Origin of the sequence: Cyanobium sp. Cruz-8D1 (assembly GCF_024345975.1) — a bacterium.
Lineage (GTDB): Bacteria > Cyanobacteriota > Cyanobacteriia > PCC-6307 > Cyanobiaceae > Cyanobium.
The window spans coordinates 134,136-157,748 of the sequence record NZ_JAGQCD010000003.1; the positions used below are offsets into that span (position 1 = coordinate 134,136).

25 protein-coding genes are annotated in these 23,613 nt (G+C 69.2%); 16 read left to right on the top strand and 9 right to left on the bottom strand.

Annotated elements, in window-relative coordinates; translation table 11 throughout:
* Positions 1 to 123 precede the first annotated feature (123 nt).
* Together KBZ33_RS03405 and KBZ33_RS03410 are read left to right on the top strand one after the other, a co-directional pair.
* The gene (locus KBZ33_RS03405) at positions 124 to 1,293 is read left to right on the top strand and encodes a transaldolase (RefSeq protein ID WP_254950364.1); all 1,170 of its coding nucleotides are present in this window, start codon (positions 124 to 126) and stop codon (positions 1,291 to 1,293) included.
* A gap of 77 nt (positions 1,294 to 1,370) precedes the next feature.
* Positions 1,371 to 1,760, top strand: a complete 390-nt coding sequence (locus KBZ33_RS03410; protein ID WP_254950362.1) for a Crp/Fnr family transcriptional regulator — start codon at positions 1,371 to 1,373, stop codon at positions 1,758 to 1,760.
* A gap of 38 nt (positions 1,761 to 1,798) precedes the next feature.
* Here the strand turns inward: KBZ33_RS03410 and KBZ33_RS03415 are convergent, their stop codons facing one another.
* Genes KBZ33_RS03415 through pyrH form a run of 3 tightly spaced genes read right to left on the bottom strand, consistent with a single transcriptional unit; the run spans position 1,799 to position 4,222 of the window.
* Entirely contained in the window at positions 1,799 to 2,938 is a 1,140-nt protein-coding gene (locus tag KBZ33_RS03415) for an NAD(P)/FAD-dependent oxidoreductase (RefSeq protein WP_254950360.1), read from the bottom strand.
* Positions 2,935 to 3,474 carry a ribosome recycling factor gene (gene frr / locus KBZ33_RS03420; protein ID WP_254950357.1) on the bottom strand — a complete coding sequence of 180 codons (540 nt, stop codon included), beginning with the start codon at positions 3,472 to 3,474 and terminating at the stop codon, positions 2,935 to 2,937. Before frr ends, KBZ33_RS03415 begins: the two co-directional genes overlap by 4 nt.
* A gap of 28 nt (positions 3,475 to 3,502) precedes the next feature.
* Positions 3,503 to 4,222: a UMP kinase gene (gene pyrH, locus KBZ33_RS03425; RefSeq protein ID WP_254950356.1), complete on the bottom strand. Its 720-nt coding sequence runs from the start codon at positions 4,220 to 4,222 to the stop codon at positions 3,503 to 3,505.
* Positions 4,223 to 4,321: 99 nt separating this feature from the next.
* Here pyrH and KBZ33_RS03430 point away from each other — a divergent pair, with 99 nt between their 5' ends.
* Positions 4,322 to 4,507 carry a hypothetical protein gene (locus tag KBZ33_RS03430; RefSeq protein ID WP_254950354.1) on the top strand — a complete coding sequence of 62 codons (186 nt, stop codon included), beginning with the start codon at positions 4,322 to 4,324 and terminating at the stop codon, positions 4,505 to 4,507.
* A 24-nt stretch (positions 4,508 to 4,531) separates the two neighbouring features.
* Here KBZ33_RS03430 and cobO read toward each other — a convergent pair whose 3' ends face one another.
* Positions 4,532 to 5,233: a cob(I)yrinic acid a,c-diamide adenosyltransferase gene (gene cobO, locus KBZ33_RS03435; RefSeq protein ID WP_254950352.1), complete on the bottom strand. Its 702-nt coding sequence runs from the start codon at positions 5,231 to 5,233 to the stop codon at positions 4,532 to 4,534.
* 62 nt (positions 5,234 to 5,295) lie between these two features.
* Entirely contained in the window at positions 5,296 to 6,495 is a 1,200-nt protein-coding gene (locus KBZ33_RS03440; protein ID WP_261362214.1) for a site-specific integrase, read from the bottom strand.
* A gap of 203 nt (positions 6,496 to 6,698) precedes the next feature.
* On the opposite strand from KBZ33_RS03440, the gene hemH reads away from it, so the two are divergent.
* The 6 genes from hemH to ppsA all read left to right on the top strand — a co-directional run bounded on the left by hemH (position 6,699) and on the right by ppsA (position 13,484).
* The gene (hemH, locus tag KBZ33_RS03445) at positions 6,699 to 7,874 is read left to right on the top strand and encodes a ferrochelatase (RefSeq protein ID WP_254950350.1); all 1,176 of its coding nucleotides are present in this window, start codon (positions 6,699 to 6,701) and stop codon (positions 7,872 to 7,874) included.
* The gene (locus KBZ33_RS03450; RefSeq protein ID WP_254950349.1) at positions 7,855 to 8,469 is read left to right on the top strand and encodes a M23 family metallopeptidase; all 615 of its coding nucleotides are present in this window, start codon (positions 7,855 to 7,857) and stop codon (positions 8,467 to 8,469) included. The genes hemH and KBZ33_RS03450 overlap by 20 nt, the downstream gene beginning before the upstream one ends.
* 199 nt (positions 8,470 to 8,668) lie before the next feature.
* Positions 8,669 to 10,468, top strand: coding sequence for a biosynthetic-type acetolactate synthase large subunit (gene ilvB, locus KBZ33_RS03455; RefSeq protein ID WP_254950622.1), 1,800 nt, complete (start codon positions 8,669 to 8,671; stop codon positions 10,466 to 10,468).
* Between the two features lie 17 nt (positions 10,469 to 10,485).
* A complete protein-coding gene (locus tag KBZ33_RS03460) occupies positions 10,486 to 10,806 on the top strand; it encodes a hypothetical protein (RefSeq protein WP_254950348.1) in 321 nt (106 codons plus the stop codon).
* On the top strand, positions 10,803 to 10,997 hold the full coding sequence (locus KBZ33_RS03465) for a GIVxVP protein (protein WP_254950347.1): 195 nt from the start codon (positions 10,803 to 10,805) through the stop codon (positions 10,995 to 10,997). The genes KBZ33_RS03460 and KBZ33_RS03465 overlap by 4 nt, the downstream gene beginning before the upstream one ends.
* Positions 10,998 to 11,021: 24 nt before the next feature.
* Positions 11,022 to 13,484, top strand: coding sequence for a phosphoenolpyruvate synthase (ppsA, locus tag KBZ33_RS03470; protein ID WP_254950345.1), 2,463 nt, complete (start codon positions 11,022 to 11,024; stop codon positions 13,482 to 13,484).
* Here ppsA and KBZ33_RS03475 read toward each other — a convergent pair.
* Positions 13,455 to 13,598 carry a hypothetical protein gene (locus KBZ33_RS03475; protein ID WP_254950343.1) on the bottom strand — a complete coding sequence of 48 codons (144 nt, stop codon included), beginning with the start codon at positions 13,596 to 13,598 and terminating at the stop codon, positions 13,455 to 13,457. The two genes, ppsA and KBZ33_RS03475, sit on opposite strands and share 30 nt — an antisense overlap.
* Positions 13,599 to 13,692: 94 nt before the next feature.
* Here KBZ33_RS03475 and KBZ33_RS03480 point away from each other — a divergent pair, with 94 nt between their 5' ends.
* A complete protein-coding gene (locus tag KBZ33_RS03480; RefSeq protein WP_254950341.1) occupies positions 13,693 to 15,393 on the top strand; it encodes an NAD(P)/FAD-dependent oxidoreductase in 1,701 nt (566 codons plus the stop codon).
* On the opposite strand, the gene pgeF is transcribed toward KBZ33_RS03480, so the two are convergent.
* Genes pgeF through KBZ33_RS03495 form a run of 3 tightly spaced genes read right to left on the bottom strand, consistent with a single transcriptional unit; the run spans position 15,335 to position 18,328 of the window.
* Positions 15,335 to 16,168 carry a peptidoglycan editing factor PgeF gene (pgeF, locus tag KBZ33_RS03485; protein ID WP_254950339.1) on the bottom strand — a complete coding sequence of 278 codons (834 nt, stop codon included), beginning with the start codon at positions 16,166 to 16,168 and terminating at the stop codon, positions 15,335 to 15,337. The genes KBZ33_RS03480 and pgeF overlap by 59 nt on opposite strands.
* Positions 16,161 to 17,045, bottom strand: coding sequence for a Tab2/Atab2 family RNA-binding protein (locus KBZ33_RS03490; protein WP_254950337.1), 885 nt, complete (start codon positions 17,043 to 17,045; stop codon positions 16,161 to 16,163). The genes pgeF and KBZ33_RS03490 overlap by 8 nt, the downstream gene beginning before the upstream one ends.
* Positions 17,042 to 18,328, bottom strand: a complete 1,287-nt coding sequence (locus KBZ33_RS03495) for a S1 RNA-binding domain-containing protein (RefSeq protein WP_254950335.1) — start codon at positions 18,326 to 18,328, stop codon at positions 17,042 to 17,044. The genes KBZ33_RS03490 and KBZ33_RS03495 overlap by 4 nt, the downstream gene beginning before the upstream one ends.
* A gap of 71 nt (positions 18,329 to 18,399) precedes the next feature.
* Here KBZ33_RS03495 and KBZ33_RS03500 point away from each other — a divergent pair, with 71 nt between their 5' ends.
* The 6 genes from KBZ33_RS03500 (at position 18,400) to folE (ending at position 23,599) form a co-directional block, all read left to right on the top strand.
* Positions 18,400 to 19,206, top strand: a complete 807-nt coding sequence (locus KBZ33_RS03500; protein WP_254950334.1) for a creatininase family protein — start codon at positions 18,400 to 18,402, stop codon at positions 19,204 to 19,206.
* Between the two features lie 35 nt (positions 19,207 to 19,241).
* Positions 19,242 to 19,973: an aldehyde oxygenase (deformylating) gene (locus KBZ33_RS03505; RefSeq protein ID WP_254950332.1), complete on the top strand. Its 732-nt coding sequence runs from the start codon at positions 19,242 to 19,244 to the stop codon at positions 19,971 to 19,973.
* An 81-nt stretch (positions 19,974 to 20,054) separates the two neighbouring features.
* Positions 20,055 to 21,104: a long-chain acyl-[acyl-carrier-protein] reductase gene (locus KBZ33_RS03510; protein ID WP_254950330.1), complete on the top strand. Its 1,050-nt coding sequence runs from the start codon at positions 20,055 to 20,057 to the stop codon at positions 21,102 to 21,104.
* Between the two features lie 17 nt (positions 21,105 to 21,121).
* Positions 21,122 to 22,111 carry an acetyl-CoA carboxylase carboxyltransferase subunit alpha gene (locus KBZ33_RS03515; protein WP_254950328.1) on the top strand — a complete coding sequence of 330 codons (990 nt, stop codon included), beginning with the start codon at positions 21,122 to 21,124 and terminating at the stop codon, positions 22,109 to 22,111.
* 25 nt (positions 22,112 to 22,136) lie between these two features.
* Complete coding sequence (locus tag KBZ33_RS03520; RefSeq protein ID WP_254950325.1) at positions 22,137 to 22,847, top strand: SDR family oxidoreductase; 711 nt, start codon at positions 22,137 to 22,139, stop codon at positions 22,845 to 22,847.
* 8 nt (positions 22,848 to 22,855) lie between these two features.
* Entirely contained in the window at positions 22,856 to 23,599 is a 744-nt protein-coding gene (folE, locus tag KBZ33_RS03525) for a GTP cyclohydrolase I (RefSeq protein ID WP_254950324.1), read from the top strand.
* The last annotated feature ends 14 nt before the right edge of the window (positions 23,600 to 23,613 follow it).

Consider the following 23,613-nt stretch of genomic DNA (forward strand, 5'->3'; position numbering starts at 1 on the left):
GCCCGTCCTGAGGGCGCCTCCCGCAGGGGGACCTGTCCTCATTCCCACAACCCTGCTGCCTGGCCCAGGGGGACCGCGGCTAGCGTCAACTCCAAAAGACATCGCGCCCGACACCGTTCCACGATGGCCAACCTTCTCGAACAACTGGCCGCCATGACCGTGGTCGTGGCCGACACCGGCGACATTGAGGCGATCCGCCAGTTCACGCCGCGGGATGCCACCACCAACCCGTCCCTGATCCTGGCCGCCGCCCAGATTCCGGCCTACCAGGAGCTGATCGACCGCTCCCTGCGCGAATCCCGTGAGGTGATCGGCAGGGAGGCCCCGGCCGAGGACGTGGTGCGGGAGGCCATCGATGAGATCAGCGTCACCTTCGGCAAGGAGATCCTCAAGATCGTTCCGGGCCGGGTCTCCACGGAGGTGGATGCCCGCCTCAGCTATGACACCGAGGCCACGATCACCAAGGCCCGCAAGCTGATCGGCCTCTACGCCCAGGCCGGCATCGGCCCTGACCGCGTGCTGATCAAGATCGCCTCCACCTGGGAGGGCATCAAGGCGGCTGAGGTGCTCGAGCGTGAAGGGATCCACTGCAACCTCACCCTGCTGTTCGGCTTCTCCCAGGCCGTGGCTTGTGCCGAGGCGGGCATCACCTTGATCTCCCCCTTCGTGGGGCGCATCCTCGACTGGTACAAGAAATCCACCGGTCGCGACAGCTATCCCGGGGCGGAGGATCCCGGCGTGCTCTCGGTCACGCGGATCTTCAACTACTTCAAGACCTACGGCTACGGCACCGAGGTGATGGGCGCCAGCTTCCGCAACCTCGACGAGATCATTGAACTGGCGGGCTGCGACCTGCTGACGATCTCCCCGGGCCTGATGGACCAGCTGCGCCAGAGCGAGGACCACCTGGAACGGCGTCTCGACGCCGCCCATCCGGGCGCCAGCGAGGCCAAGATTCACGTCGACGAGGCCGCCTTCCGCAGCATGATGGAAGCTGACCCCATGGCCAGCGAGAAGCTCGATGAGGGCATCCGGGGCTTCTCCAAGGCCATCGAGACCCTGGAAGGCCAGCTGGCCCATCGCCTGGCGGTGATCGAGGGCGGAGCCGCCTTCACCCACGCGGTGCACGAGATTTTCCTGCTCAACGATCTCGACGGTGATGGCTGCATCACCCGCGAGGAATGGCTCGGCAGCGATGCCGTCTTCGATGCCCTCGACACCGACAACGACGGCCGCCTGGCGCCGGAAGATGTGCGCGGCGGCCTGGGAGCTCCGCTGGCCATCAGCCGCTGAACCTCCGATCTCCGCCCCATTCCTTGATCGGATGTTCACCTTGATGGGCAAGGATGGGCCCCCCTTTCCACTGACGAATGGCCCACACCGTCCATGCCCTCGACACCATGCGCGCCCTCGCCGCCAAAGGTGAAGTGAGGGACGTCGAGGCCGGATCGATCATCTTCCAGGCCGGCGAACCCGGTGACTCCATGTTCGGTCTGCTGGAGGGAACGGTGCGCCTGAGCTGGAACGCCGATGCCGGTCACGAGGACATCCAGGCCGGTGACGTTTTCGGAGCTGGCGCCCTGGTCACAGCGGAACACCGCCGCTACGGCAAAGCCACGGCGCTCAACGCCTGCAAGCTGCTGGTGATGAACCGTGAGAAGTTCCTGTTCGCCGTCCAGGAGGCGCCCATGTTCGCCCTCGAGTTGCTGGGCTCCATCGACCAGCGCCTGCGAGACCTCAAGGGAGTGACGCGCAACTAGGGCTGGACATATACCCGGAGTAGGGCTGGAGGGTGTCCTCAGCCCCGCTGGAACAGCAGCCGCCGGATCACCCGCTGGGCGATCTCCCCGTAGCCCATCTCGCCGGAGAGGATCTGGGCGATGCGCTGGGGAGCGGTGGGCCGCTTGATGCCGAGCTGGTAGCCCACCCGGGGCACCCGGTAGAACACCTGGGCGATGCGTTTGCCCCAGGCCATCGAATCGCCCCAGGCCTCGCGCATGCGCAGGCTGTAGTGCTCCAGGGCCAGGCCATCCCCATCCAGCCACAGGTCGAGGGCCGCCGCCGCTTCGCAGCCACTCAGCAGGGACGGGCGTAGCCCCTCGGCCAGGAAGGGATCACAGAGCGAGGCCGCGTCGCCAACGGCCACCAGGCCAGGCCCGTGCAGGGCATGGTGGCCATTCCACAGCCGCAGCTGGCCGTGGCGCCGCTCGCCCGCGGCCGCTGGCAACCCCAGGCTGGGCAGCAGGGCGGAGAGCACCGCCTCGCTGTCGGCTTCCTGCTGGCCGACGAAGGTACCCACCCCGATGCTGTAGCCCCCCTGGCGTGGAAACACCCAGCAGAAGCCGTGGTGCACCAGGCCGAACTCGAAGCGGGCCATGTCGGCGGGGTCGGGATCTGCCGCCACCTCCACCGAAACCGTGGCCGCGAAGCGGGGACGCGGGGGGCCCAGGCCGAGGGGCACCGCAAAACGGGAGGCGGAGCCATCGGCGATCACCACGGCCCTGGCCCGCAGCGGCCCCTGACCAGGACCCGACACCTCCCAGAGGCCATCGGCGCCGCGCTCAATCCGCTCGACCCTGCAGCCATGGCGCAGGTCGCCGCCCGCCTGAACGGCCTGGTCCGCCAGGAAGGCATCGAGCACACTGCGGCGCACGATCCAGAAGGGGGCCGCCCCGGGCAGCTCCGCCGTCACCGGATCCTCCAGGCACCAGGTGAAGCGCACCCGGCGGATCACCTGATCCACCGCGGGCGCCAGATCGAAGGGGAACCAGCCCTGCACCGAGGCCGCCATGCCACCGCCACAGGGTTTGGAGCGTCCCGGGGCCTGGGCCTCCAGCAGGATCACCCGGCGGCCACGGGCCGCCAGATGGAACGCCGCCGCGCCACCGGCGGCGCCCGCGCCCACGACGATCACATCGGCATGGGCGGTCTGGCTCACACCTTGAGGATGTCGGCTTCCTTCTCCGCCAGCTTCTTCTCCAGCTCGGCGATGTAGCGATCGGTCAGCTTCTGGACCTTCTCCTGCTCGTCATGGCTCTGGTCCTCGGAGAGCTCACCCTCCTTCTCCAGCTTCTTGATTCGATCGACGCCCTCGCGGCGGAGGTTGCGCAGACCCACCTTGCCTTCCTCGGCGTACTTGGCCGCGAGCTTGCAGAACTCCTTGCGGCGGTCCTCGGTGAGGGGCGGGATGTTGATGCGGATCAGGCGGCCATCGTTGTTGGGGGTCAGGCCCAGATCACTCATGGCGATCGCCTTCTCGATCAGCGCCATGGAACCCCGGTCAAAGGGCTGGATCTGGATCGTCTGGGCGTCGGGGGTGGAGATCGTCGCCAGCGACTTGAGGGGCGTGTCGGCCCCGTAGTACTCGACGCTCAGCTTGTCGAGCAGGGAGGGGTTGGCCCGACCGGTGCGGATGGTGTTGAAGGTGCGCTGGGTGGCTTCCACCGACTTGCGCATGCTGGCTTCGAGATCCATGGCAGGGGAAAGGCGGGGAGGGGGAGGGTCAGCGGGGAGGCGCCGGCACGATGCGGGTGCCGATGGGCTCACCGGCGACCGCTCTGGCTATGTTGCCCGAGCCGAACAGGTCGAAGACCACGATCGGGATCGCGTTGTCCTTGCACAGGGCGATGGCGGTGCTGTCCATCACCTCGAGCTCGCCGCTGAGCACATCGAGGAAGGTGAGGGTCTCGTAGCGGACCGCATCGGCATGCTTGGCGGGGTCCTTGTCGTAGACGCCATCCACCTTGGTGGCCTTGAAGATCACGTCGGCGTTGATCTCAGCGGCCCGCAGGGCGGCGGTGGTATCGGTGGTGAAGAAAGGGTTGCCGCAGCCGGCCCCGAAGATCACCACCCTTCCTTTTTCCAGGTGCCGGATGGCCCGGCGGCGGATGTAGGGCTCGGCCACCTCCTGCATGGAGATGGCGCTCTGGACGCGGGTGGGCACACCGGCGCGCTCGAGGCCGTCCTGCAGCGTGATGGCATTCATCACCGTCGCCAGCATGCCCACGTAATCGGCCGTGGCCCGGTCCATCCCCGCCGCCGAGCCCTTCAGCCCACGAAAAATGTTGCCGCCACCGACGACGATCGCCAGCTGGGTACCCCCGGCCACCACCTCGACCACATCGGTGGCGATCGACTGGACGATGGCGGGATCAATCCCATAACCCTGGCCCCCCATCAGCGCTTCGCCGCTGATTTTGAGGAGAACGCGCCTGTAGGCCATCGACTCGTGCGATCGGCCGAACAGTAGCAACCCTCCCGCTGCACCACCAGGTTGCCCGCGCCTCCGTCACCCGCTTCACTGCCCCAAAGGAGCACCGCCATGGCCGTCGACCAGCCCGGACCTCGCAGCAGCGATGTGATGGCCCGCCTGACGCTCTCAGCCATGGAGCGGGCCAGCGGCAGCCCCGGCTTCTGGGGCCGGCCCGAGGTGCACCGCGCCCTGCTGGTCAGCGGGCTGTCGGTGCTGGTGTGCAGCCTGGCCCGGCTGCGGGCCGACCTGGGCTGATCCGGCACGCCCCGGGGATAAGCGTCAGAACTCGATGCCTGCCTGGGCCTTCACCCCCTGCTCCCGGAACGGATGGCGCACCGCCTTCATCTCGGTGACCAGGTCGGCGCGCTCCAGCAGGGCCGCCGGGGCGCCGCGGCCGGTGAGGGCCACATGGGTCAGCGGCGGGCGCAGGGCGAGTCCTTCCAGCACCTGGTCAGGGTCGAGATAGCCCAGCTTGAGGGCCACGTTGATCTCATCGAGCACCACCAGCTTGCGGTCGGCGTCGGCGAGGTAGGCGCGGGAGCGCTCCCAGGCGCTCTGCACCAGCTGGCGGTCCCGCTCCCGGTCCTGGGTCTCCCAGGTGAACCCCTCGCCCAGGGCATGCCAGTGGAGCGCATCGCCGAAGCGCTCCAGGGCCCGGGCCTCCCCCGGCTGCCAGCCCCCCTTGATGAACTGCACCACCGCCACGTTCTCGCCATGACCCAGGGTGCGCAGCACCAGGCCCAGGGCGGCGGTGGTCTTGCCTTTGCCGTCGCCGGTGAACACGAGCACCAGGCCCTTCTCCAGGTTGCGTTCCCCCACCCGCTGCTGCTGCACCTCCCGGCGGCGCTGCATGCGGCGCCGGTAGGCCTCCTGGTCGACCTCGGGAGCCAGGTCGCCCCCCGGGCCCAGCGCCTCGGCCTGGCGATCCAGGGCCAGCGCCCCGTCTGCCGCGGCTGGGGTCGTGGAGGCGATCGCCGTCATGGGAGCCGGTTGCGTTTGGCGCACTCTGGCGGAACCCCGAACGCCCCGGGCGGCCCCTGGCCTCAGGAGGCCCGCAGGCGTGCCAGGGCGGTGTCGACCGCCTGCTGCTGGTCCCGCCGCGTGATCCAGTGGTGGTAGGTGCGGGTGTGGATCGCCACCGAGTGGCCCATCATCCGGGCGGCCACCGTGTCGGGCAGACCGATGTGGATGGTGCGCACGGCCCAGGCATGGCGCAGGTCGTAAGGGGTGATCGGCAGCCCGTAGCGGCGGAACTGCTCCGCCACCCGCCGGCCCACCTGCTGCAGGGTGGTGCGGCGCAGATCGGTGCAGACCTGGGGCAGCCTTCCGTCGCCCTCGGCCAGGCTCTCCAGGCCGAAGCGCTCCACCCAGTCGGGCTGGAACGGCCACACCTGATGCTCGCCGGTCTTGCTGGTGGGCAGCACCCGCAGCACCCTGTCGCCTCCAGACGCCAGGGCGGAAAGATCACAGAAAAAAACCTCGTGGTTGCGCAGGCCGTAGGTGGCCATCAGGCCGTAGGCCAGGCGCCAGCGAGGATTGGGGATGGCCGCCACCAGCTCCTGGATGCGGGCATCGCTGGGCAGGCCCCGGAAGCGGGCCACGTGCAGGCCGTAGCCGCCACTGCGCTCGCTCCAGTCGGACGGCAGCGGCAGTTCCAGGTGGCGGGCCAAAGCCCCCAGGGCGATGCCGCACTGCTGGCGGCTGCGGCTGGCCAGGGGGTAGGTCTCCAGCACCCGCTCCAGCAGGGTGGCCTCCATAGCCGTTGCCCCACGGGCCCCGGCGGCCACCGCCTCGAGACGCCGCAGGTAGGGCCGGTAGGCACCGCTCCAGGTGCTGCGGCTGCCGGCGGGCCGGCGGCGGCGGCGGGGATCGGCGAAGAAGGCGGCCTCGAAACCGGCCAGCAGCGGCCGCAGGTCCCCGGCCTCAGAGATGGTTTCCGGCATGGATGGGGGGGGCACCTTCGGGACTGACGTCTGGGCTGTCTTGGTGGAAGGGCGCCGGCGCCAGGGCTCCCAGCTGAAGCTGCCCTGCTCCAGCGCCTGCCGCACCCGCTCGAGCTGCTCAAGGGCGGCGGCCACACCGGCGCTGGTGGCCGGCAGCCCCAGGCTGATCCGCTGCACCGGCCGCGCCGCCGTGCCCTGCTGGCAAGGCAGGGGGCCGCGCAAGCCCAGTCGCTGCTGGCGGATCTCCAGGCGCAGGCTGGTGCCCGAGGCCGCCAGGCGCTGATTCTCCTGCCGCACCAGTGCTGCCGGGTCGGCGTCAGCGGTGGCGCCCGGATCGGAAGCGGCTGGCAATGGCAGGGCAGCCAGGGCGATGGCGCGGCAAGCAAGGAGCTCAGCCGGAACCTACCCGTGCCATCCCATGGCCGCCAGGGTGCGGTTCGGTGGCCTGGCTGGCGCCCGCCGGTGGGGAGGCGGCGTTACGCTCAGCCTTTCGGATCGAAGGCATGGCCAGGGTCGGCGTGCTGCTGCTGAACCTCGGCGGTCCGGAACGGATCGAGGATGTCGGGCCTTTCCTATACAACCTGTTCTCCGATCCGGAGATCATCCGTCTGCCCACGCCGGCGCTGCAGAAGCCGCTGGCCTGGTTGATCAGCACCCTGCGCAGCGGCAAATCCAAGGAGGCCTATCGCTCGATCGGCGGCGGTTCCCCCCTGCGCCGCATCACCGAACAGCAGGCCAGGGAGCTGCAGAGCCGCCTGCGCCAGGAAGGGGTCGACGCCACCAGCTACGTGGCGATGCGCTACTGGCATCCCTTCACCGAATCGGCCGTGGGCGACATCAAGGCCGACGGTGTGGAAGAGGTGGTGGTTCTCCCCCTGTACCCCCATTTCTCGATCAGCACCAGCGGCTCCAGCTTTCGCGAACTGCAGCGGCTGCGCCAGGCCGACCCGGCCTTCCAGCGCCTGCCGATCCGCTGCATCCGCAGCTGGTACGACCATCCGGGCTACATCAACGCCATGGCCGGGCTGATCGCCCGGGAAGTGCGCGCCTCCGGCACGCCGGAGTCGGCCCACATCTTCTTCAGTGCCCACGGAGTGCCCAAGAGCTACGTGGAGGAGGCGGGCGATCCGTATCAGCAGGAGATCGAGGCCTGCGCCGCCCTGGTCATGCAACGACTGGAAGAGATGCTGGGCCATGCCAACCCCTCCACCCTCGCCTACCAGAGCCGGGTGGGGCCGGTGGAATGGCTCAAGCCCTACACCGAGGATGCCCTGCGGGAGCTGGGCGAGCAGGGCGTCAAGGAGCTGGTGGTGGTGCCGATCAGCTTCGTCAGCGAACACATCGAGACCCTTGAGGAGATCGACATCGAGTACCGGGAGATCGCCACCGAAGCCGGCATCACCCACTTCCGTCGGGTGCCCGCCCTCGACACCGACCCCACCTTCATCCAGGGCCTCGCCGACCTGGTGCACGAGGCCATGGCCGGCCCGGAGGTGAACCTCGACATGGCGGCCCAACTGCCCAAGAAGGTGAAGCTCTACCCCCAGGACAAGTGGGCCTGGGGCTGGAACAACAGCTCCGAGGTGTGGAACGGCCGACTGGCCATGGTCGGTTTTTCCGCTTTTCTGCTGGAATTGCTCACCGGTCAGGGTCCACTTCATGCCCTCGGACTGCTCTGATCGCCCCAGGCGTCACCGCCTGCGGGGCCGGTCGCTGCTGATCGCGGCGACCCTGGGGCTGAGCAGCCAGGGCCTGCCCGCCGAAGCCCGCAACGCCAGCCTCTGGGGCCGGGGGGCCTTTCCGGTGGCCAGTTTCGCGGGATACACGAGCGGTTTCGGCATGCGCTCCCACCCCCTCAGCGGAGACGTCAGGCCCCACTACGGCATCGACATCGCCGCCCCCCTGGGATCGCCGATCCGCAGCTGGTGGACCGGGACGGTGAGTGAGGTGATCGTCGACGGCGGCTGCGGCAACGGACTGGTGATCCGCTCCGGCAGCTACGAGCACATTTATTGCCACCTCAGTGGGCAGGCTGGCAATGGCCTCTATCGCAGCGGCAACGTTCTGCTTCGGGTGGGCCAGCGGGTGGCCACCGGCCAGGTGATCGCCCACGTCGGCCTGACGGGCAGCACCACCGGCCCCCACCTGCACTGGGGCCTGCGCCACCGGGGCGCCTGGATGGACCCGGCCCGTGTGTTGCGGGCCATGGCGGAGAGCCGCCGCCAGCGCAACCCAATCCCCCTGCAGCGACCTAACCTGGGTGTCTTCCGCTGATGGTGTCCAGATCGTTGCCCGGCTTGATGCCCTCCGGGACTTCCGGTCTTCCAACCTGACGCCCCCCTTCCCCCCTCGCCAGTCCCCAGCCGCCGCCGTGACGCTCACGCCCCTTCCCCCCGCCACAGCCGCCGCAGGGCACACAGCCGCCGCAGGGCCAACAGCCGCCGCAGAGAGGGGCGCTGATCTGTCGGCACCGATGCGGGTCAGCGGCGGCTATGCCCTGATGGATGCCCTGCATCGCCACGGTGTCAGGCACATCTTCGGCTATCCAGGCGGGGCGATCCTGCCCATCTACGACGAGCTCCACAAGGCCGAATCCCGGGGCTGGCTGAAGCACATCCTGGTGCGTCACGAGCAGGGCGGCACCCATGCCGCCGATGCCTACGCCCGTGCCACTGGAAAGGTGGGCGTCTGCTTCGGCACCTCCGGCCCCGGCGCCACCAACCTGGTCACCGGCATCGCCACCGCCCAGATGGATTCGGTGCCGATGGTGGTGATCACCGGGCAGGTGCCCCGGGCTGCGATCGGCACCGATGCCTTCCAGGAAACCGACATCTTCGGCATCACCCTGCCGATCGTCAAACACTCCTGGGTGGTGCGCGATCCAGCCGACATCGGACGCATCGTGGCGGAAGCCTTCCTGATCGCCGCCAGCGGCCGCCCCGGCCCGGTGCTGATCGACGTGCCCAAGGATGTGGGTGCCGAGGAATTCGACTACATACCGGTGGCCCCGGGGTCGGCGGTGCCCTCCGGCTTCAAGCGTCCGCCGGCCCCCAAGCCGGAAGCGATCCGGGCGGCCCTGGCCCTGATCCGCCAGGCCCGCCGCCCCCTCCTGTATGTGGGAGGCGGTGCCATCGGCTCCGACGCCCACGCGGAAGTGCACCAGCTGGCGGAGCGGTTCCGTCTGCCCGTCACCACCACCTTGATGGGCAAGGGGGCCTTCGACGAGAACCACCCTCTGGCGGTGGGCATGCTGGGCATGCATGGCACTGCCTATGCCAATTTCTCCGTCACCGAGTGCGATCTGCTGATCGCCGTCGGGGCGCGCTTCGATGACCGGGTCACCGGCCGGCTGGACAGCTTCGCCCCCCGGGCCCAGGTGATTCACATCGACATCGATGCGGCCGAAGTGGGCAAGAACAGGGTGCCCGAGGTGCCGGTCGTCTCCGATGTCCGCCTCGCCCTTGAGGCCCTGCTGCAGGCCTCGGTCGGCGAAAGCTCCAACCGGCGCACCGACGCCTGGCTGGAGCGCATCGACACCTGGAAGCACCACTACCCCCTGGTGATTCCCCAGCCCACCGGGGACATCGCCCCCCAGGAAGTGGTCATCGCCCTGCGGGAGCTGGCCCCTGAGGCCTTCTACACCACCGATGTGGGCCAGCATCAGATGTGGGCGGCCCAGTTCCTGCGCAACGGACCCCGTCGCTGGATCAGCAGTGCCGGCCTGGGCACCATGGGCTTCGGCATGCCCGCCGCCATGGGCGTCCAAACGGCTTTCCCCGACGAGCGGGTGATCTGCGTGGCGGGGGACGCCAGCATCCTGATGAACATCCAGGAACTGGGCACCCTCAGCCAGTACCAGCTGCCCGTGAAGGTGGTGGTCATCAACAACGGCTGGCAGGGCATGGTGCGCCAGTGGCAGGAGAGCTTCTACGAAGAGCGCTATTCCAGTTCCGAGATGACCGGAGGTATGCCCGACTTCCCCGCCCTGGCCGAGGCCTTCGGGGTCAAGGGCATCGGCATCACCGACCGGGCCCAGCTGCGCTCCGGCCTCGCTGAAGCCCTGGCCCACCCCGGTCCGGTGTTCGTCGATGTGCGCGTCCGGCGTAACGAGAACTGCTACCCGATGGTTCCCCCAGGAGCCAGCAACGCCCAGATGGTGGGTCTGCCCAGCCATCCCGAACTCGCCATCGATACCATCCGCCAATGCAACGCCTGCGGCAGCACCACGGCCAGCGCCCACCTCTTCTGTCCCAGTTGCGGCGCCAAACTCTGACCCTGCTCGGGGTCCTGTTGGCCATCTTGTTCGTCTGGCCCGGTGCGGCGGCGGCGGCGGAGGTGTTTCAGGTGCGTAGTGGCACCCTGCTGCAGGTGGGCGATGGCAACCGCAGCTACGCCGTGGAGCTCGCCTGCATGGAGCTGGTGGCGGACCACGAGACGGAGGCGACCGCCTGGCTGCGTCAGGCCCTGCCCCGTCGCACCAAGGTGAATCTGCGCCCCATGGGCCAGCGGGATGGCACGCTCCTGGCCCAGGTGAGCCTGCTCTCCAGTGGCGCCGACATCGCCACCGGCCTGATCGCCGCTGGCCTGGCGCAGGCGGAGGCCTGCCCATGAGCCTCAACCGCACCGCCAAGGGCATCGTGCTGGTGCCCACCCTGCTGCTCGGTGGAGCTTTTCTGGCCGCCGGCACCTGGATGGAGGGCCCCGCTGCCGCCAACCGTGGCCTGGCCCTCACCCTGGGAGGGTTCCTGATGGCAGCCGGTCTGCTGGCCCAGCTGCTGCCCGAACCCGGCCCGGACCCATAGTTGGTGTAGTCAGGGCGAATGGGGATGCGGAACTCCGATCAGCTCGTTGTGCCCCTGGCACAGGTCGGCCTGGACTCCATCGCCGAGGTGGGGGGTAAGAACGCCTCCCTCGGGGAGATGATCCAGCAGCTGGGGCCTGCGGGCGTCCAGGTGCCGGGAGGCTTCGCCACCACGGCCGCCGCTTACCGCCTGTTCATCACGGCCAACGGGCTCAGGCCCGCCCTCACCGCGCTGCTCGACGGGCTCGATACCAATGACCTGGCGGCCCTGCAGGCGGCCGGACAGGGGGCCCGCCAGCTGCTGGGTGGGGCGGTCCTGCCGTCCCCCCTGGCGGCGGCGATCGTGGCGGCCTACGCGGAGCTGGCCGCCGAAATGGCCGCCAGCGGTGTCCCTGCCGCCGTGGCGGTGCGCTCCAGTGCCACGGCCGAGGACCTGCCGGAGGCCAGCTTCGCCGGGCAGCAGGAGACCTACCTGCACGTCGAGGGCGAGGCGGCGCTGCTGGAGGCCTGCCGGCGCTGCTATGCGTCGCTGTTCACCGATCGGGCCATCGCCTACCGGCAGCAGCACGGCTTCGATCACCTGGAGGTGGCCCTCTCGATCGGGGTGCAGCGCATGGTGCGCTCCGACCTGGCCAGCTCCGGGGTGATGTTCAGCATCGACACCGAAACCGGTTTCCGCGACGCCGTGCTGCTGACCGCCGCCTACGGGCTGGGGGAAAACGTGGTGCAGGGCGCCGTGAACCCGGATGAATGGCTGATCTTCAAGCCCACCCTGGAGCGGGGTTTCGCCCCGATCCTCAGCCGGCGACTGGGCAGCAAGGCGCTGCGCATGGTCTACGCCGACCCCAGCGGCGGCGATGGCCGGGCGGTGCGCAACGAAGCGGTGTCCCCGGACGACAGCCGGCGCTTCGCCCTCAGCGATGGCGAGGCGCTCACCCTGGCGCGCTGGGCCTGCGTGATCGAACGCCACTACAGCGAGCGCCGCGGCGTGCCCACCCCGATGGACATCGAATGGGCCAAGGACGGCCTCAGCGGGGCGCTGTTCATCCTCCAGGCCCGGCCGGAGACGGTGGAATCCCGCCGGGGCGGAGCGGTGCTGCGCAGCTGGCACCTGGAGCCGCACCAAGCTGAGGAGATCACCAGCGGCCGGGCCATCGGTGCCTCGGTGAGCAGCGGCCGGGCCCGGGTGATCAACGATCCCAGCGAGATCGCCCGGTTCAGCAGCGGCGACCTGCTGGTCACCCGTCGCACCGACCCCGACTGGGAGCCGATCCTGAGGAAGGCCAGCGGTGTGGTCACCGACCAGGGGGGCCGCACCTGCCACGCGGCGATCATCGCCAGGGAGATGGGCCTGACGGCGATCGTCGGCACGGGCGAGGGCACCAGCCGCATCGGCGACGGCGACACCGTCACCCTCAGCTGCTGCGAGGGGGATGTGGGCCATGTGTACCGCGGGGCCCTGCCCTTCCGGGTGGAGGAGCAGGCCATCGACGACCTGCCGGACACCCGCACCAGGATCCTGATCAACGTGGGCAATCCCGAGGAGGCCTTCAACCTGGCCTCGATCCCCTGCGACGGAGTGGGGCTGGCCCGGCTGGAGTTCATCATCGCCAACCACATCCGCGTGCATCCGATGGCGTTGCTGCAGCCCGAACGGGTGACGGCGGCGGCCGATCGGGCCGCCATCGCCGAGCTGATCGTGGGCTACGACGACCCGCCCGATTACTACGTGGACCTGCTGAGCCAGGGCATGGCCCGGATCGCCGCCGCTTTCCATCCCCGGCCGGTGATCCTGCGCTTCTCCGACTTCAAGAGCAACGAATACGCCCGGCTGCTGGGCGGGTCGGCCTTCGAGCCGGCGGAGGAGAACCCGATGATCGGCTGGCGGGGGGCGTCGCGCTACTACGCGCCGGCCTTCCGCGCCGCCTTCGGCCTGGAGTGCCAGGCCCTGCGCCGGGTGCGGGAGTCGATGGGCCTGGGCAACGTGATCCCAATGGTGCCCTTCTGCCGTACCCCCGAGGAGGGGGACCGGGTGCTGGCCGTGATGGCCGCCGAAGGACTGGTGCGGGGGAAGAACGGGCTGGAGGTGTACGTGATGTGCGAGCTGCCCAGCAACGTGATCGGTGCTGAAGCCTTCGCCGAGCGCTTCGACGGCTTCTCGATCGGCTCCAACGACCTCACCCAGCTGACCCTGGGACTCGACCGGGACTCCGCCCTGGTGGCGGACCTGTTCGACGAGCGGCATCCCACGGTCAAGGAGATGATCCGCCTGGCGATCCGCACGGCCCGGCGTTGCGGCCGCAAGATCGGCATCTGCGGCCAGGCCCCCAGCGACTATCCCGACTTCGCCCGTTTCCTGGTGGAGGAAGGGATCGACTCGATCAGCCTCAACCCCGACGCGGTGGTCACCACCCGGATCGCCATCGCCGCCATGGAGGCCGAGCTGGACGCGGCCGCCTCAGCAGGAAGCCTGACGCAGCCGGACTGAGGGGGCGCCCATGGGTGGGGCCCAGAGGCGCCAGAGCAGCAGGCCGTGGGCGCTGCAGCGCACCACGCAGAGCGCCGCCAGACCCATGCAGAGGGGACAGTGAGCCAGACCCATCAGAACGTCGGCCCCAACCTCGATCAGCTTCCACCATGGCACCTTCCGCGGCGTCGTGCCCTAGAACGCCAACAGCCCCCTGCCTGCACCGGCCGTGCTGCGCCTCAGCGAGCTGAAGTTGCCGCTCGATCACAGCACCGCCGATCTGGAGGCGGCCATCACCCAGCGGCTGGGGCTGGCGCCCGGTGAACTGCGCAGCCACCAGCTGGTGAAACGCAGCGTCGATGCACGCCGGCGCGGGGCCATTTCCCTGGTGTACTGCCTCGACCTCGCCCTCGAGGGCGGCGCCCGGCGCCGCCTGCTGCGCCGCTTCGCCGGCGATCCCCACCTGCGACCAACCCCGGACAGCCGCTACCGCCCCGTGGCCCGGGCCGAGGGGACGAGCCCGGCGCTCCGACCGGTGGTGGTGGGCGCCGGCCCCTGCGGCTATTTCGCCGCCCTGCTGCTGGCCCAGATGGGTTGGCGGCCCCTGCTGCTGGAGCGGGGCAAGGTGGTGAAGGAGCGCACGGCGGACACCTTCGGCTTCTGGCAAGGCCGCCGCCGCTTCGATCCCGGCTCCAATGCCCAGTTCGGTGAAGGGGGCGCGGGCACCTTCTCCGACGGCAAGCTCTACAGCCAGGTGAGTGAAGAGCCCGCCTACATCCGCAAGGTGCTTGAAGAGCTGGTGGCGGCCGGGGCCGACCCCGACATCCTCACCCTGCACCACCCCCACATCGGCACCTTCAAGCTGGCCACGGTGGTGCGGGGGCTGCGGGCCCGGATCGAGGCCCTGGGCGGCGAAGTCCGCTTCGGCCAGCACGTGGTGGAGCTGCTGCTGGAGGAGGGGGCCGACCGGCAGCTGGCCGGTGTGCGCCTAGCTGACGGCACGGCCGTCGCCACCCGGCATCTGGTGCTGGCGCCGGGCCACAGCGCCCGCGACACCTTCCTGATGCTGCACGCGTTGGAGGTGGCCATGGAGCCGAAACCCTTTGCCGTCGGGGTGCGAATTGAGCATCCCCAGGCCCTGGTCGACCAGGCCCGCTGGGGGGAAGCCGCCGGCCACCCGCGGCTCGGCCCCGCGGAGTACAAGCTGGTGCACCACTGCAAAAGGGAAGCCACAGCCGGCCGCAGCGTCTACAGCTTCTGCATGTGTCCGGGCGGCCTGGTGGTGGGCGCCACCTCGGAGGAAGGCTGTGTCGTTACCAACGGCATGAGCCAGCATTCCCGCCAGGAACGCAATGCCAACAGCGGTCTGGTGGTGCCCGTGAGCCAGGAGGATCTGGCGCCCTACGGCAAGCCGGGGGGGGAGGCCCTGGCCGGGATCGCCTTCCAGCGCCACTGGGAGCACCAGGCCTTCCGCGCCGGCGGCAGCGATTACCGGGCGCCGGCCCAGTGGCTCGGTGATTTCCTGGCGCGTCGCCCCAGTCAGGAGGCGCCCCCGGGGGCGGTGGAGGGGTCGTACCAACCCGGCCTCCGCTTCGGCAGCCTCGATGGCTGCCTGCCGGACTATGTGCTCGAGGCGATCCGGGAAGCGCTGCCGGTTTTCGGCCGCCGCATCCCGGGCTATGCCATGGATGGTGCCCTGCTCACCGGCGTGGAGACCCGCACCTCCTCACCGCTGCGGTTGCAGCGTCATCCAATACGGCTCGAAAGCCTGAACACACCGGGGCTGTTCCCGGCGGGGGAAGGGGGAGGCCATGCCGGCGGCATCCTCTCGGCGGCGATCGACGGCATCAAGGTGGCGGAAGCCGTGGGTCTCAGCCTCTGTGCGCCGCCGCCCCCTGGGACACCACCCCACTCCACTGCACGGCCTTGACCCCGTCGCGGCGCCAGGAATGGAACAACAGTGGCTCGGCCACCGTGCAAAGCGGGCAGAGGGCGATCTGCTCCGGCGCCAGACCGTCCTGCTCCAGCTGCAGCGCCGTGGCCCGGCGGATGTCCAGCCGATCCTTGCCGGGAGCCGGATCCAGCAGCAGGGCACCGCAGCGTTCGAGATCCACCAGGGCGCCATCGGGCACCGGGACGCTGCTGCCCGCCACCATGGCCGCGGCCACCTGCAGGGTGACGGAGCGCTCCACCTGGTAGCGGATGCCGTCCACGGCTGGCCCGAGGGCCACCCGCAGCTGGTCCCGGCGGGCTCCGTCCGCCACCAACGCCTCGATCGCCGCCGGCACGATCCGGCCCGCGACCCCACGCCAGCCGGCGTGGCAGGCCGCCACCCGGCCGCCGGCGCGGTCAACGATCAACACCGGAGTGCAGTCGGCGCCGCACACCCAGAGGCTCTGGCCGCCGCGATCGCTGCGCAGTCCATCGGCCTCCGGCCAGGGGGCCCGCTCGGCGTCCCCGGCAGCGAGCACGGTGCCGCCATGCACCTGGCGGGTGCGATGCACACCAACGCCGGCACTGATTTCCCCAGCCAGCTCCTCTGGCTGGCGGCCCTGCCACTGGCGGGTGAAGAAGCCGTGCTCGAAGCCGGCCAGCAGATCGCACTGGAGGTAATGGCCGCCGTAGGTGCCCACCCAGGTCCAACCGGGCAGGTCATTGAAGCCCGCATCGGGCCGCTCGAAGGGGGCCTCGAGCGCCTCAGCCATCCGGCTGATCCCGCAACAACCAGAAGCCTTCGAGGGCCGGAGCCTCCTCGCTCGCCTGGATGGCGATGAACTGCAGACCGCCGGCCCGCTCCCGGGCTTCCGCCAGGGCCACGCTGGCCAGCTGCGCTTCCTCCTCCGGCAGGCGGGCCAGGATCCAGCGATCCTCCAGGCCAGCCTCCAGCACCAATTGACCGGCGCAGACTTCCAACCGCGCCGGCTCCAGGCCGGACAACCAGCCGGCGATGGCCAGGGCCCGCCGGCGGCTGAACAGCCGGATCCCTGGGATCGGAGTGGCGGGATCCACACCATCAGGCAGGGCCACCAAGCCGGGGAAGGCGATCTCCCAGCCGCCGGCCTCGGCCAGCGTCGCGGCAGTGAGGGTGGCCCAGCTCCAGCTGTCGCCCCTGGCCGCCTCCGGCAGGGGCAGGGCCACCGGCGGGATCGGTTGCGGGGGGGGGGCCAGGGGACCGGCCATGTAGCCCGGCTCCTGGGGGTAGACGGTGGCCTGTCGCTCCCGCAGCCACTCCACCAGGCCATAGCAGCGCCGGCTCGGCACCAGCTCCAGGCCAAGCCCTTCGGCGGCCCGCTGCACCATGGCGCGCATCGAGCCGCGCCAGCAACGCAGCCGCCGCGGCGGGCCGAAGCCCTGCTCGGCGGCGTCCTGGATCGCCGCTTCGATCGCCCCGCGCAACCACTGGGAATTGACGCTGGCAGCCGGGCACGCCATGAACCAGCGGAAGGGCTCAGGTGCCGGCTGCAGACCCGCGGTGGTGCAGATCAGCAGTTCCCAGCGCTTCTTGCCATCGGCCTCCAGGATCGGCCTGGAGTAGTAGTCGAGTTCCCAGTCAGGGCCAGGCGCCAGCAACGCTCCACTCATCCTGCGTCCTGTTCCTGCTGGCGCAGCAGCGAGCGGGCTCGGTGGGCCCGGTCCTCGGCCTCGGCCATCACGGTCTCCTTGGCGATCAACAGTTCCCCGGCCGGGCCTTCGAGCAAGGCGGTGTTGAGGGCGATGCGGCCGCGGGCGGGGTCGATGGCGGTGACCAGGGCCTTGATGGCCTCCCCCTGCTGGAAGGCCTCCCGCAGGTCGCGCAGGACGCCGCCGGTGATGCAGGAGTGGTGCAACAGGCCGCTGACGCCACCCAGATCGATGAAGTAGCCGTAGGGCTTGATCGAGGCCACATGGCCTTCGACCAGCTGCCCCACCTCCAGGGTGGCGAAGCGGGCGGCACTGGCGGCCCGCTTTTCGGAGAGCACCAGCTTGCTGGTCTCGGCGTTGACCTCCAGGAAGGCCACCCCCAGGGTCTGGCCGACGAGGGCTTCGTGATTCTCACCCTCGTTGAGCTGGGAGCGGGGGATGAAGCCGCGCAGCCCCTCGAGATCGCAGGTGACGCCACCACGGTTGAAGCCGCTCACCTTGACCTGCACCACCTTGCCCTCCTTCTCCAGCTGGCGCACCTTCTCCCAGCTGTGGCGCAGGGCGAGGGCACGGGCGCTGATGGTCACCATCCCATCGGCGTTCTGCTCACGGGTGACGAGCACCTCGATCGGCAACCCCTTGGGGAAGCGCTCCTTGAGGTTGGTGATCACCCCGAGGCCGCACTCGCTCTTGGGCATGAAACCGGGGGCCTTGCCGCCGATGTCGACATAGACACCGTCGCTCTCCATGCCGATCACCACCCCCTTGACCACCTCACCGGTGGTGCCGATCGGAGCGTTCTCATCGAGGGCGGCGAGGAAGGCCTCCTCATCGAAATCGAAGTCGTCCACGGTGCGGGCCTGGCGGGAGGCCGTCGCAGGGGCGGCCTCAGCTCCGGCGTTGGAGGCAGTGGCGGTGGCGGATCCGCGTGAGGTTGAACCGCCACGGCGATCGGTGGCCGGGCCGAGCAGGTCGGCCATGGTGAGGCCCTCGAGGGCATCCATGTTGAAGCGGTCCTCGTCCGCCGGGGGCGACGACGGCGGCCGCAGCGGCGGCGCGGCCGGGCTCGACACCACTGGAGCGAGGGGCGCTTCGGCGGCCACCTCCTCCTCCTTCTTGATCATCAACACCTGGGGGGGCTTGCGCAGCGGCACAGGGGCCGACCCGGAAGGTCTCGCCGGCGGCATGGGGCGCTGGGCGGAGTTCCGGGGCTGACGCGGCGCGGGGTTGCCGGTTCCTGCCATGGAGGTCCTCAGCGAAGCACGGGGCTCCACACTGTACGAATCACCCGTTGAGGCCCGTCCTCCCCCCGCCGATGCCCCCCTGCAGCGAGCGTCGCCTCGCCAGCCTCAGTTGGACAGCGGTGCAGGAACAGGCCGCCCGCCCGGGAAGCACGGTGGTCTGGCCCTTCGGCGCCATCGAGCAACACGGCCCCCTGCTGCCCCTGGGCACCGATGCCCTGTTTGCCGAGCGGGTGGCCGAGGCCGTGCTGGAGCGGCTCGACCCTGACCTGCCGATCTGGCGGCTGCCGCTGCAGAGCATCGGCTTCTCCCCGGAGCACCTGGGCTTCCCAGGAACCCTCAGCCTTCCCGCCGATCTGATGATCGAGCTGGTGCGCTCCGTGGGCAGGGGGATCGCGGCAGCGGGCTTCCAGCGGCTGGTGCTGTTCAACGCCCATGGCGGCCAGATCGGCCTGCTGGAGGCGGCGGCGCGGGAGTTGCGGGTGCTGGAACCCGGCCTGGCGGTCCTGCCCTGCTTCCTCTGGCGCGGTGCCGATGGACTGGCGGAACTGATTCCCGAACCCGAACGCAACACCGGGCTCCATGCCGGCCTGGCGGAAACCAGCCTGATGCTGTTTCTCGAACCGACCACCGCCGGAGCCCTGCCTGCCGCCGACGGGCTTGCCCCCAACCCGGCGCCCCCCAGCGGCTGGAGCCTGGAAGGGGCCTGCCCCTGCTCCTGGCGCACGGAGGAACTGAGCGTCAGTGGGGTCATCGGTGATCCCGCTGGCGCCAGCGAGGACCTCGGCCGCAAACTCTTCCTGCGCCTGGTGGACAGCTGGGAGCGGCGCCTAGACGCTCTGGTGCGTAGCGATTGGCCACCGACTTCCAGCAGGCCATGACTAAAGTTGCAGGGTTGACTGAGTCTGCGGTCCCCATGCCCACCCTGGAAACCACCACGTCCGTCGATTCCGCCCTGGGCCCGCTTGAGGGGAGCGAACTTCCCGACTTCACCACCGCCGCCTACAAGGACGCCTACAGCCGCATCAACGCGATTGTGATCGAAGGCGAGCAGGAAGCCCACGACAACTACATGTCCCTGGGGACGCTGCTTCCTGACCAGGCCGAGGAGTTGGGCCGCCTGGCGCGCATGGAGCTGAAGCACATGAAGGGTTTCACCGCCTGCGCCAACAACCTCGGCGTCACCGCCGACATGCCCTTCGCCCAGGAGTTCTTCTCCCCCCTGCGCAACAACTTCCAGGCGGCCCTCAAGGACGGGAAGGTGGTCACCTGCCTGCTGATCCAGGCCCTGCTGATTGAAGCCTTCGCCATCTCGGCTTATCACATCTATATCCCTGTGGCCGATCCTTTCGCCCGCAAGATCACCGAAGGAGTCGTCAAGGACGAGTACACCCACCTCAACTACGGCCAGGAGTGGCTCAAGGCCCACCTTGAAGAGTCCCGCGCCGAGCTCGAGCAGGCCAACCGCGACAACCTCCCCCACGTGCGCCGCATGCTGGATCGGGTCGCCGCTGATGCCGCAGTGCTTCACATGGAAAAGGAAGACCTGATCGAGGATTTCCTGATCGCCTACCAGGACGCCCTCACCGACATCGGCTTCACCCCTCGGGAGATTGCCCGCATGGCCGCTGCAGCGCTGCTGGGCTGAGCTGACCACGCAAGCTCGCCGGGGGAGGATGTAGCGTCGGCGACATCCGGCCCTGCCCTGCCGCCGCGTTCTCCTTCCTGCATGTTCGGCCTGATTGGTCATTCCACCAGCTTCGAGTCGGCGCGCAATCTGGCGCGAAGCCTCGGTTTCGAGGAGTACGCCGACGGGGATCTGGACATGTGGTGCAGCGCCCCGCCCCAGTTGGTGGAGAGGATCAGCGTCACCAGCCCCACGGGCCAGTGCATCGAAGGGGCCTACATCGACTCGGTGTTCGTGCCGGAGATGTTGAGCCGCTTCAAGACGGCCAAGCGCAAGGTGCTCAATGCCATGGAGCTGGCCCAGAAGAACGGCATCGACATCACCGCCCTGGGTGGCTTCACCTCGATCATTTTCGAGGATTTCAAGCTGCTGAGGGAACAGCAGGTTCGCGCCACCACCCTCGACTGGCAGCGCTTCACCACCGGCAACACCCACACCGCCTGGGTGATCTGCCGCCAGGTGGAAGCCAACGCTCCACAGCTGGGCCTTGACCTGCGTCGGGCCAAAGTGGCCGTGGTGGGCGCCACCGGCGACATCGGCAGTGCCGTCTGCCGTTGGCTCTCCCAGCGCACCGGCGTCGAGGAACTACTGCTGGTGGCCCGCCGTCCCCAGCCGCTGGCCGATCTGCAGCAGGAACTGGGCGGTGGCCGCATCCTTTCGCTGGAGGACGCCATGGCCGAGGCGGACGTGGTGGTCTGGGTCGCCAGCCTGGCCCAGGCCAGCAGCATCGATCCGGGCCGGCTGCGCCGCCCCTGCCTGATGATCGATGGCGGCTACCCCAAGAATCTGGACACCAAGGCCGCCGGCGAAGGCATCCACGTGCTCAAGGGCGGCATCGTCGAATTCGGCTCCGACATCGGCTGGCAGATGATGGAGGCGGCGGAGATGGCCAATCCCCAGCGTCAGATGTTCGCCTGCTTCGCCGAAGCGATGCTGCTGGAGTTCGAAGGCCTGCGCACCAATTTCAGCTGGGGCCGCAACAACATCACCCTCGAGAAGATGGATCTGATTGGTGCCGCCTCGCTTCGCCACGGGTTCCAAGCCCTTGGCCTGGAACATCCGGCACCGGTCCCCAGCCTCTCTTCCACCTGATCCCTGCCTTCCCGACCATGGCCCGCCGCGTCCTGCTGGACTTCGAAAAACCACTGGTGGAGCTGGAGGAGCAGATCGAGCAGATCCGCCAGCTGGCCCGCGATTCCGAAGTCGATGTGAGCCAGCAGCTGCTGCAGCTGGAAACCCTCGCCACCCGGCGCCGCGAGGAGATCTTCAGCTCCCTCAGCCCGGCCCAGAAGATCCAGGTGGCCCGCCACCCCCAGCGGCCCAGCACCCTCGACTACATCCAGGTGATCACCGACGAGTGGCTCGAGCTGCACGGCGACCGCCGCGGCAACGACGACCGCGCCCTGGTGGGCGGCGTGGGTCGCATCGGCGACCAGGCGGTGGTGCTGCTCGGCCACCAGAAGGGCCGGGACATGAAGGAGAACGTGGCGCGTAACTTCGGCATGGCCTCGCCCGGCGGCTACCGCAAGGCGATGCGGCTGATGGACCACGCCGACCGCTTCCGCCTGCCGATCCTCAGCTTCATCGACACACCCGGCGCCTATGCAGGGGTCAAAGCAGAGGAGGAGGGCCAGGGCGAGGCGATCGCGGTGAACCTGCGCGAGATGTTCCGCCTGCGGGTGCCCATCATCGCCGTGGTGATCGGTGAGGGGGGCTCCGGCGGCGCGCTCGGCATCGGCGTGGCCGACCGGCTGCTGATGTTCGAGCACAGCGTCTACACGGTGGCCAGCCCCGAGGCCTGTGCCTCGATCCTCTGGCGCGATGCGGCCAAGGCCCCCGCCGCCGCCGAGGCCCTGCGCATCACCGCGGCTGATCTTCTGCAGCTGGGGCTGGTGGATGTCCTGCTGAAGGAACCCTCCGGCGGCAACCACTGGGCGCCCATGCAGGCCGCCGAGACACTCCGCACGGCCCTGCTGGACCAGCTCGATGCGCTGAAGACCTGCAGCGAATCCGCCCTGGTGGAGGCCCGCTACGCCAAGTTTCGGCGCATGGGCCAGGTTCTGGAGGGGGCGGCGACGGATCCCGCCCACGCGCCGTAGGGTTGACCTCCTGCCACTGCGCCCGTTGCCCACCGCCCTGATCACCGGTGCCTCCCGCGGCATCGGCGCCGCCGCCGCCCGCCGCTTCGCCGCCGAGGGTTACGACCTCCTGCTGGTGGCCCGCAGCACTGCCGACCTTGATGGCCTGGCCGAGGAGCTGCGGGGGCTGGGCCGTCACATCGAAACCCAGGCCCTCGACCTGGCCGAGGCGGAGGCCATCCCTGGCACGATGGCCGAGCTGCTCGGGCGGGGGCTGGTCCCTTCGGTGGTGATCAACAACGCCGGTGCCGCCTGGACCGGCCCCCTGGCGGCCATGCCCCTCGAGCGCTGGCAATGGTTGCTGCAGCTCAACCTGACCAGCGTCTTCCAGGTCTGCCTGGCGGTGCTGCCCGGCCTGCGCCAGGCCGGTGGCGGCAGGATCATCAACGTCAGCAGCCATGCCGCCAGGAATGCCTTCCCGGACTGGGGGGCTTATAGCGTCAGCAAGGCCGCCCTGGCATCGTTCAGCCGTTGCCTTGAGGCAGAGGAACGCTCCGCCGGCATTAAGGTGAGCACCCTCACCCTGGGGGCGGTGAATACACCTCTTTGGGACAGTGAAACCGTCCACAGTTCCTTCGACCGACGTGCCATGCTTTCACCTGAGCAGGTGGCTGAATCCCTGCTCTACCTAGCGCGGCAACCCCATTGCCAGACGGTTGAGGACCTCACCCTGATGCCTGCCGCCGGAGCCTTCTAACCCCCCTTATGACATCCACCCTCCCCAGCGGCCTCAGCGCCCGTCAGGTCGCTCCCGTCACCACCCCCATTCCCGTCAGCCTGCGGATCCGCGAGCGACTGCAGAAGCAAGGGGTGCCGTTCCTGGCCAACGACAACATTTCCGAGCATCTGCGCGAAGGCGAGCTCGACCAGCTGGAGATCGAAGTGGCCGGCAAGGTGCGCGAGTTGCTGCGCAGCCTGGTGATCGATATCGAGAACGACCACAACACCGAGGAGACGGCCGAACGGGTGGCCAAGATGTACCTGCACGAGGTGTTCAAGGGGCGCTACCACGAGCAACCCAAGATCGCCAGCTTCCCCAACGTGAAGCAGCTCGATGAGATCTATACCGTTGGTCCCATCTCGATCCGCTCCGCCTGTTCCCACCACCTCGTGCCGATCCTGGGCAACTGCTGGATCGGGATCAAACCGGGCGAACGGGTGATCGGTCTGTCGAAGTTCTCCCGGGTCGCCGACTGGGTCTTCTCACGGCCCCACATCCAGGAAGAGGCCGTGATCATCCTCGCTGACGAGATCGAACGACTGTGTGAGCCCCTCGGCCTGGCGATCCTTGTCAAAGCCCAGCACTACTGTATGAAGTGGCGCGGCGTGAAGGAACCCCAGACCAGCATGGTCAACTCTGTCGTGCGCGGTGATTTCCGCCACGACCCCAGCCTCAAGCAGGAGTTCTTTGAGCTCGTGCGTCAGCAGGAGTCGCTGCTCGGTAACTGAGCCGCTGCGTGACG

Coding starts and splice junctions, on each gene's coding strand:
- folE (WP_254950324.1), top strand. CDS start 22,856: ATGACATCCACCCTCCCCAGCGGCCTCAGCGCCCGTCAGGTCGCTCCC.
- hemH (WP_254950350.1), top strand. CDS start 6,699: ATGGCCAGGGTCGGCGTGCTGCTGCTGAACCTCGGCGGTCCGGAACGG.
- KBZ33_RS03405 (WP_254950364.1), top strand. CDS start 124: ATGGCCAACCTTCTCGAACAACTGGCCGCCATGACCGTGGTCGTGGCC.
- KBZ33_RS03490 (WP_254950337.1), bottom strand. CDS start 17,045: ATGAGTGGAGCGTTGCTGGCGCCTGGCCCTGACTGGGAACTCGACTAC.
- KBZ33_RS03430 (WP_254950354.1), top strand. CDS start 4,322: ATGGCCGTCGACCAGCCCGGACCTCGCAGCAGCGATGTGATGGCCCGC.
- KBZ33_RS03495 (WP_254950335.1), bottom strand. CDS start 18,328: ATGGCAGGAACCGGCAACCCCGCGCCGCGTCAGCCCCGGAACTCCGCC.
- KBZ33_RS03450 (WP_254950349.1), top strand. CDS start 7,855: ATGCCCTCGGACTGCTCTGATCGCCCCAGGCGTCACCGCCTGCGGGGC.
- KBZ33_RS03510 (WP_254950330.1), top strand. CDS start 20,055: ATGTTCGGCCTGATTGGTCATTCCACCAGCTTCGAGTCGGCGCGCAAT.
- pyrH (WP_254950356.1), bottom strand. CDS start 4,222: ATGGCCTACAGGCGCGTTCTCCTCAAAATCAGCGGCGAAGCGCTGATG.
- ilvB (WP_254950622.1), top strand. CDS start 8,669: ATGCGGGTCAGCGGCGGCTATGCCCTGATGGATGCCCTGCATCGCCAC.
- KBZ33_RS03475 (WP_254950343.1), bottom strand. CDS start 13,598: ATGGGTCTGGCTCACTGTCCCCTCTGCATGGGTCTGGCGGCGCTCTGC.
- ppsA (WP_254950345.1), top strand. CDS start 11,022: ATGCGGAACTCCGATCAGCTCGTTGTGCCCCTGGCACAGGTCGGCCTG.
- KBZ33_RS03515 (WP_254950328.1), top strand. CDS start 21,122: ATGGCCCGCCGCGTCCTGCTGGACTTCGAAAAACCACTGGTGGAGCTG.
- KBZ33_RS03500 (WP_254950334.1), top strand. CDS start 18,400: ATGCCCCCCTGCAGCGAGCGTCGCCTCGCCAGCCTCAGTTGGACAGCG.
- frr (WP_254950357.1), bottom strand. CDS start 3,474: ATGGATCTCGAAGCCAGCATGCGCAAGTCGGTGGAAGCCACCCAGCGC.
- KBZ33_RS03410 (WP_254950362.1), top strand. CDS start 1,371: ATGGCCCACACCGTCCATGCCCTCGACACCATGCGCGCCCTCGCCGCC.
- KBZ33_RS03505 (WP_254950332.1), top strand. CDS start 19,242: ATGCCCACCCTGGAAACCACCACGTCCGTCGATTCCGCCCTGGGCCCG.
- cobO (WP_254950352.1), bottom strand. CDS start 5,233: ATGACGGCGATCGCCTCCACGACCCCAGCCGCGGCAGACGGGGCGCTG.
- KBZ33_RS03465 (WP_254950347.1), top strand. CDS start 10,803: ATGAGCCTCAACCGCACCGCCAAGGGCATCGTGCTGGTGCCCACCCTG.
- pgeF (WP_254950339.1), bottom strand. CDS start 16,168: ATGGCTGAGGCGCTCGAGGCCCCCTTCGAGCGGCCCGATGCGGGCTTC.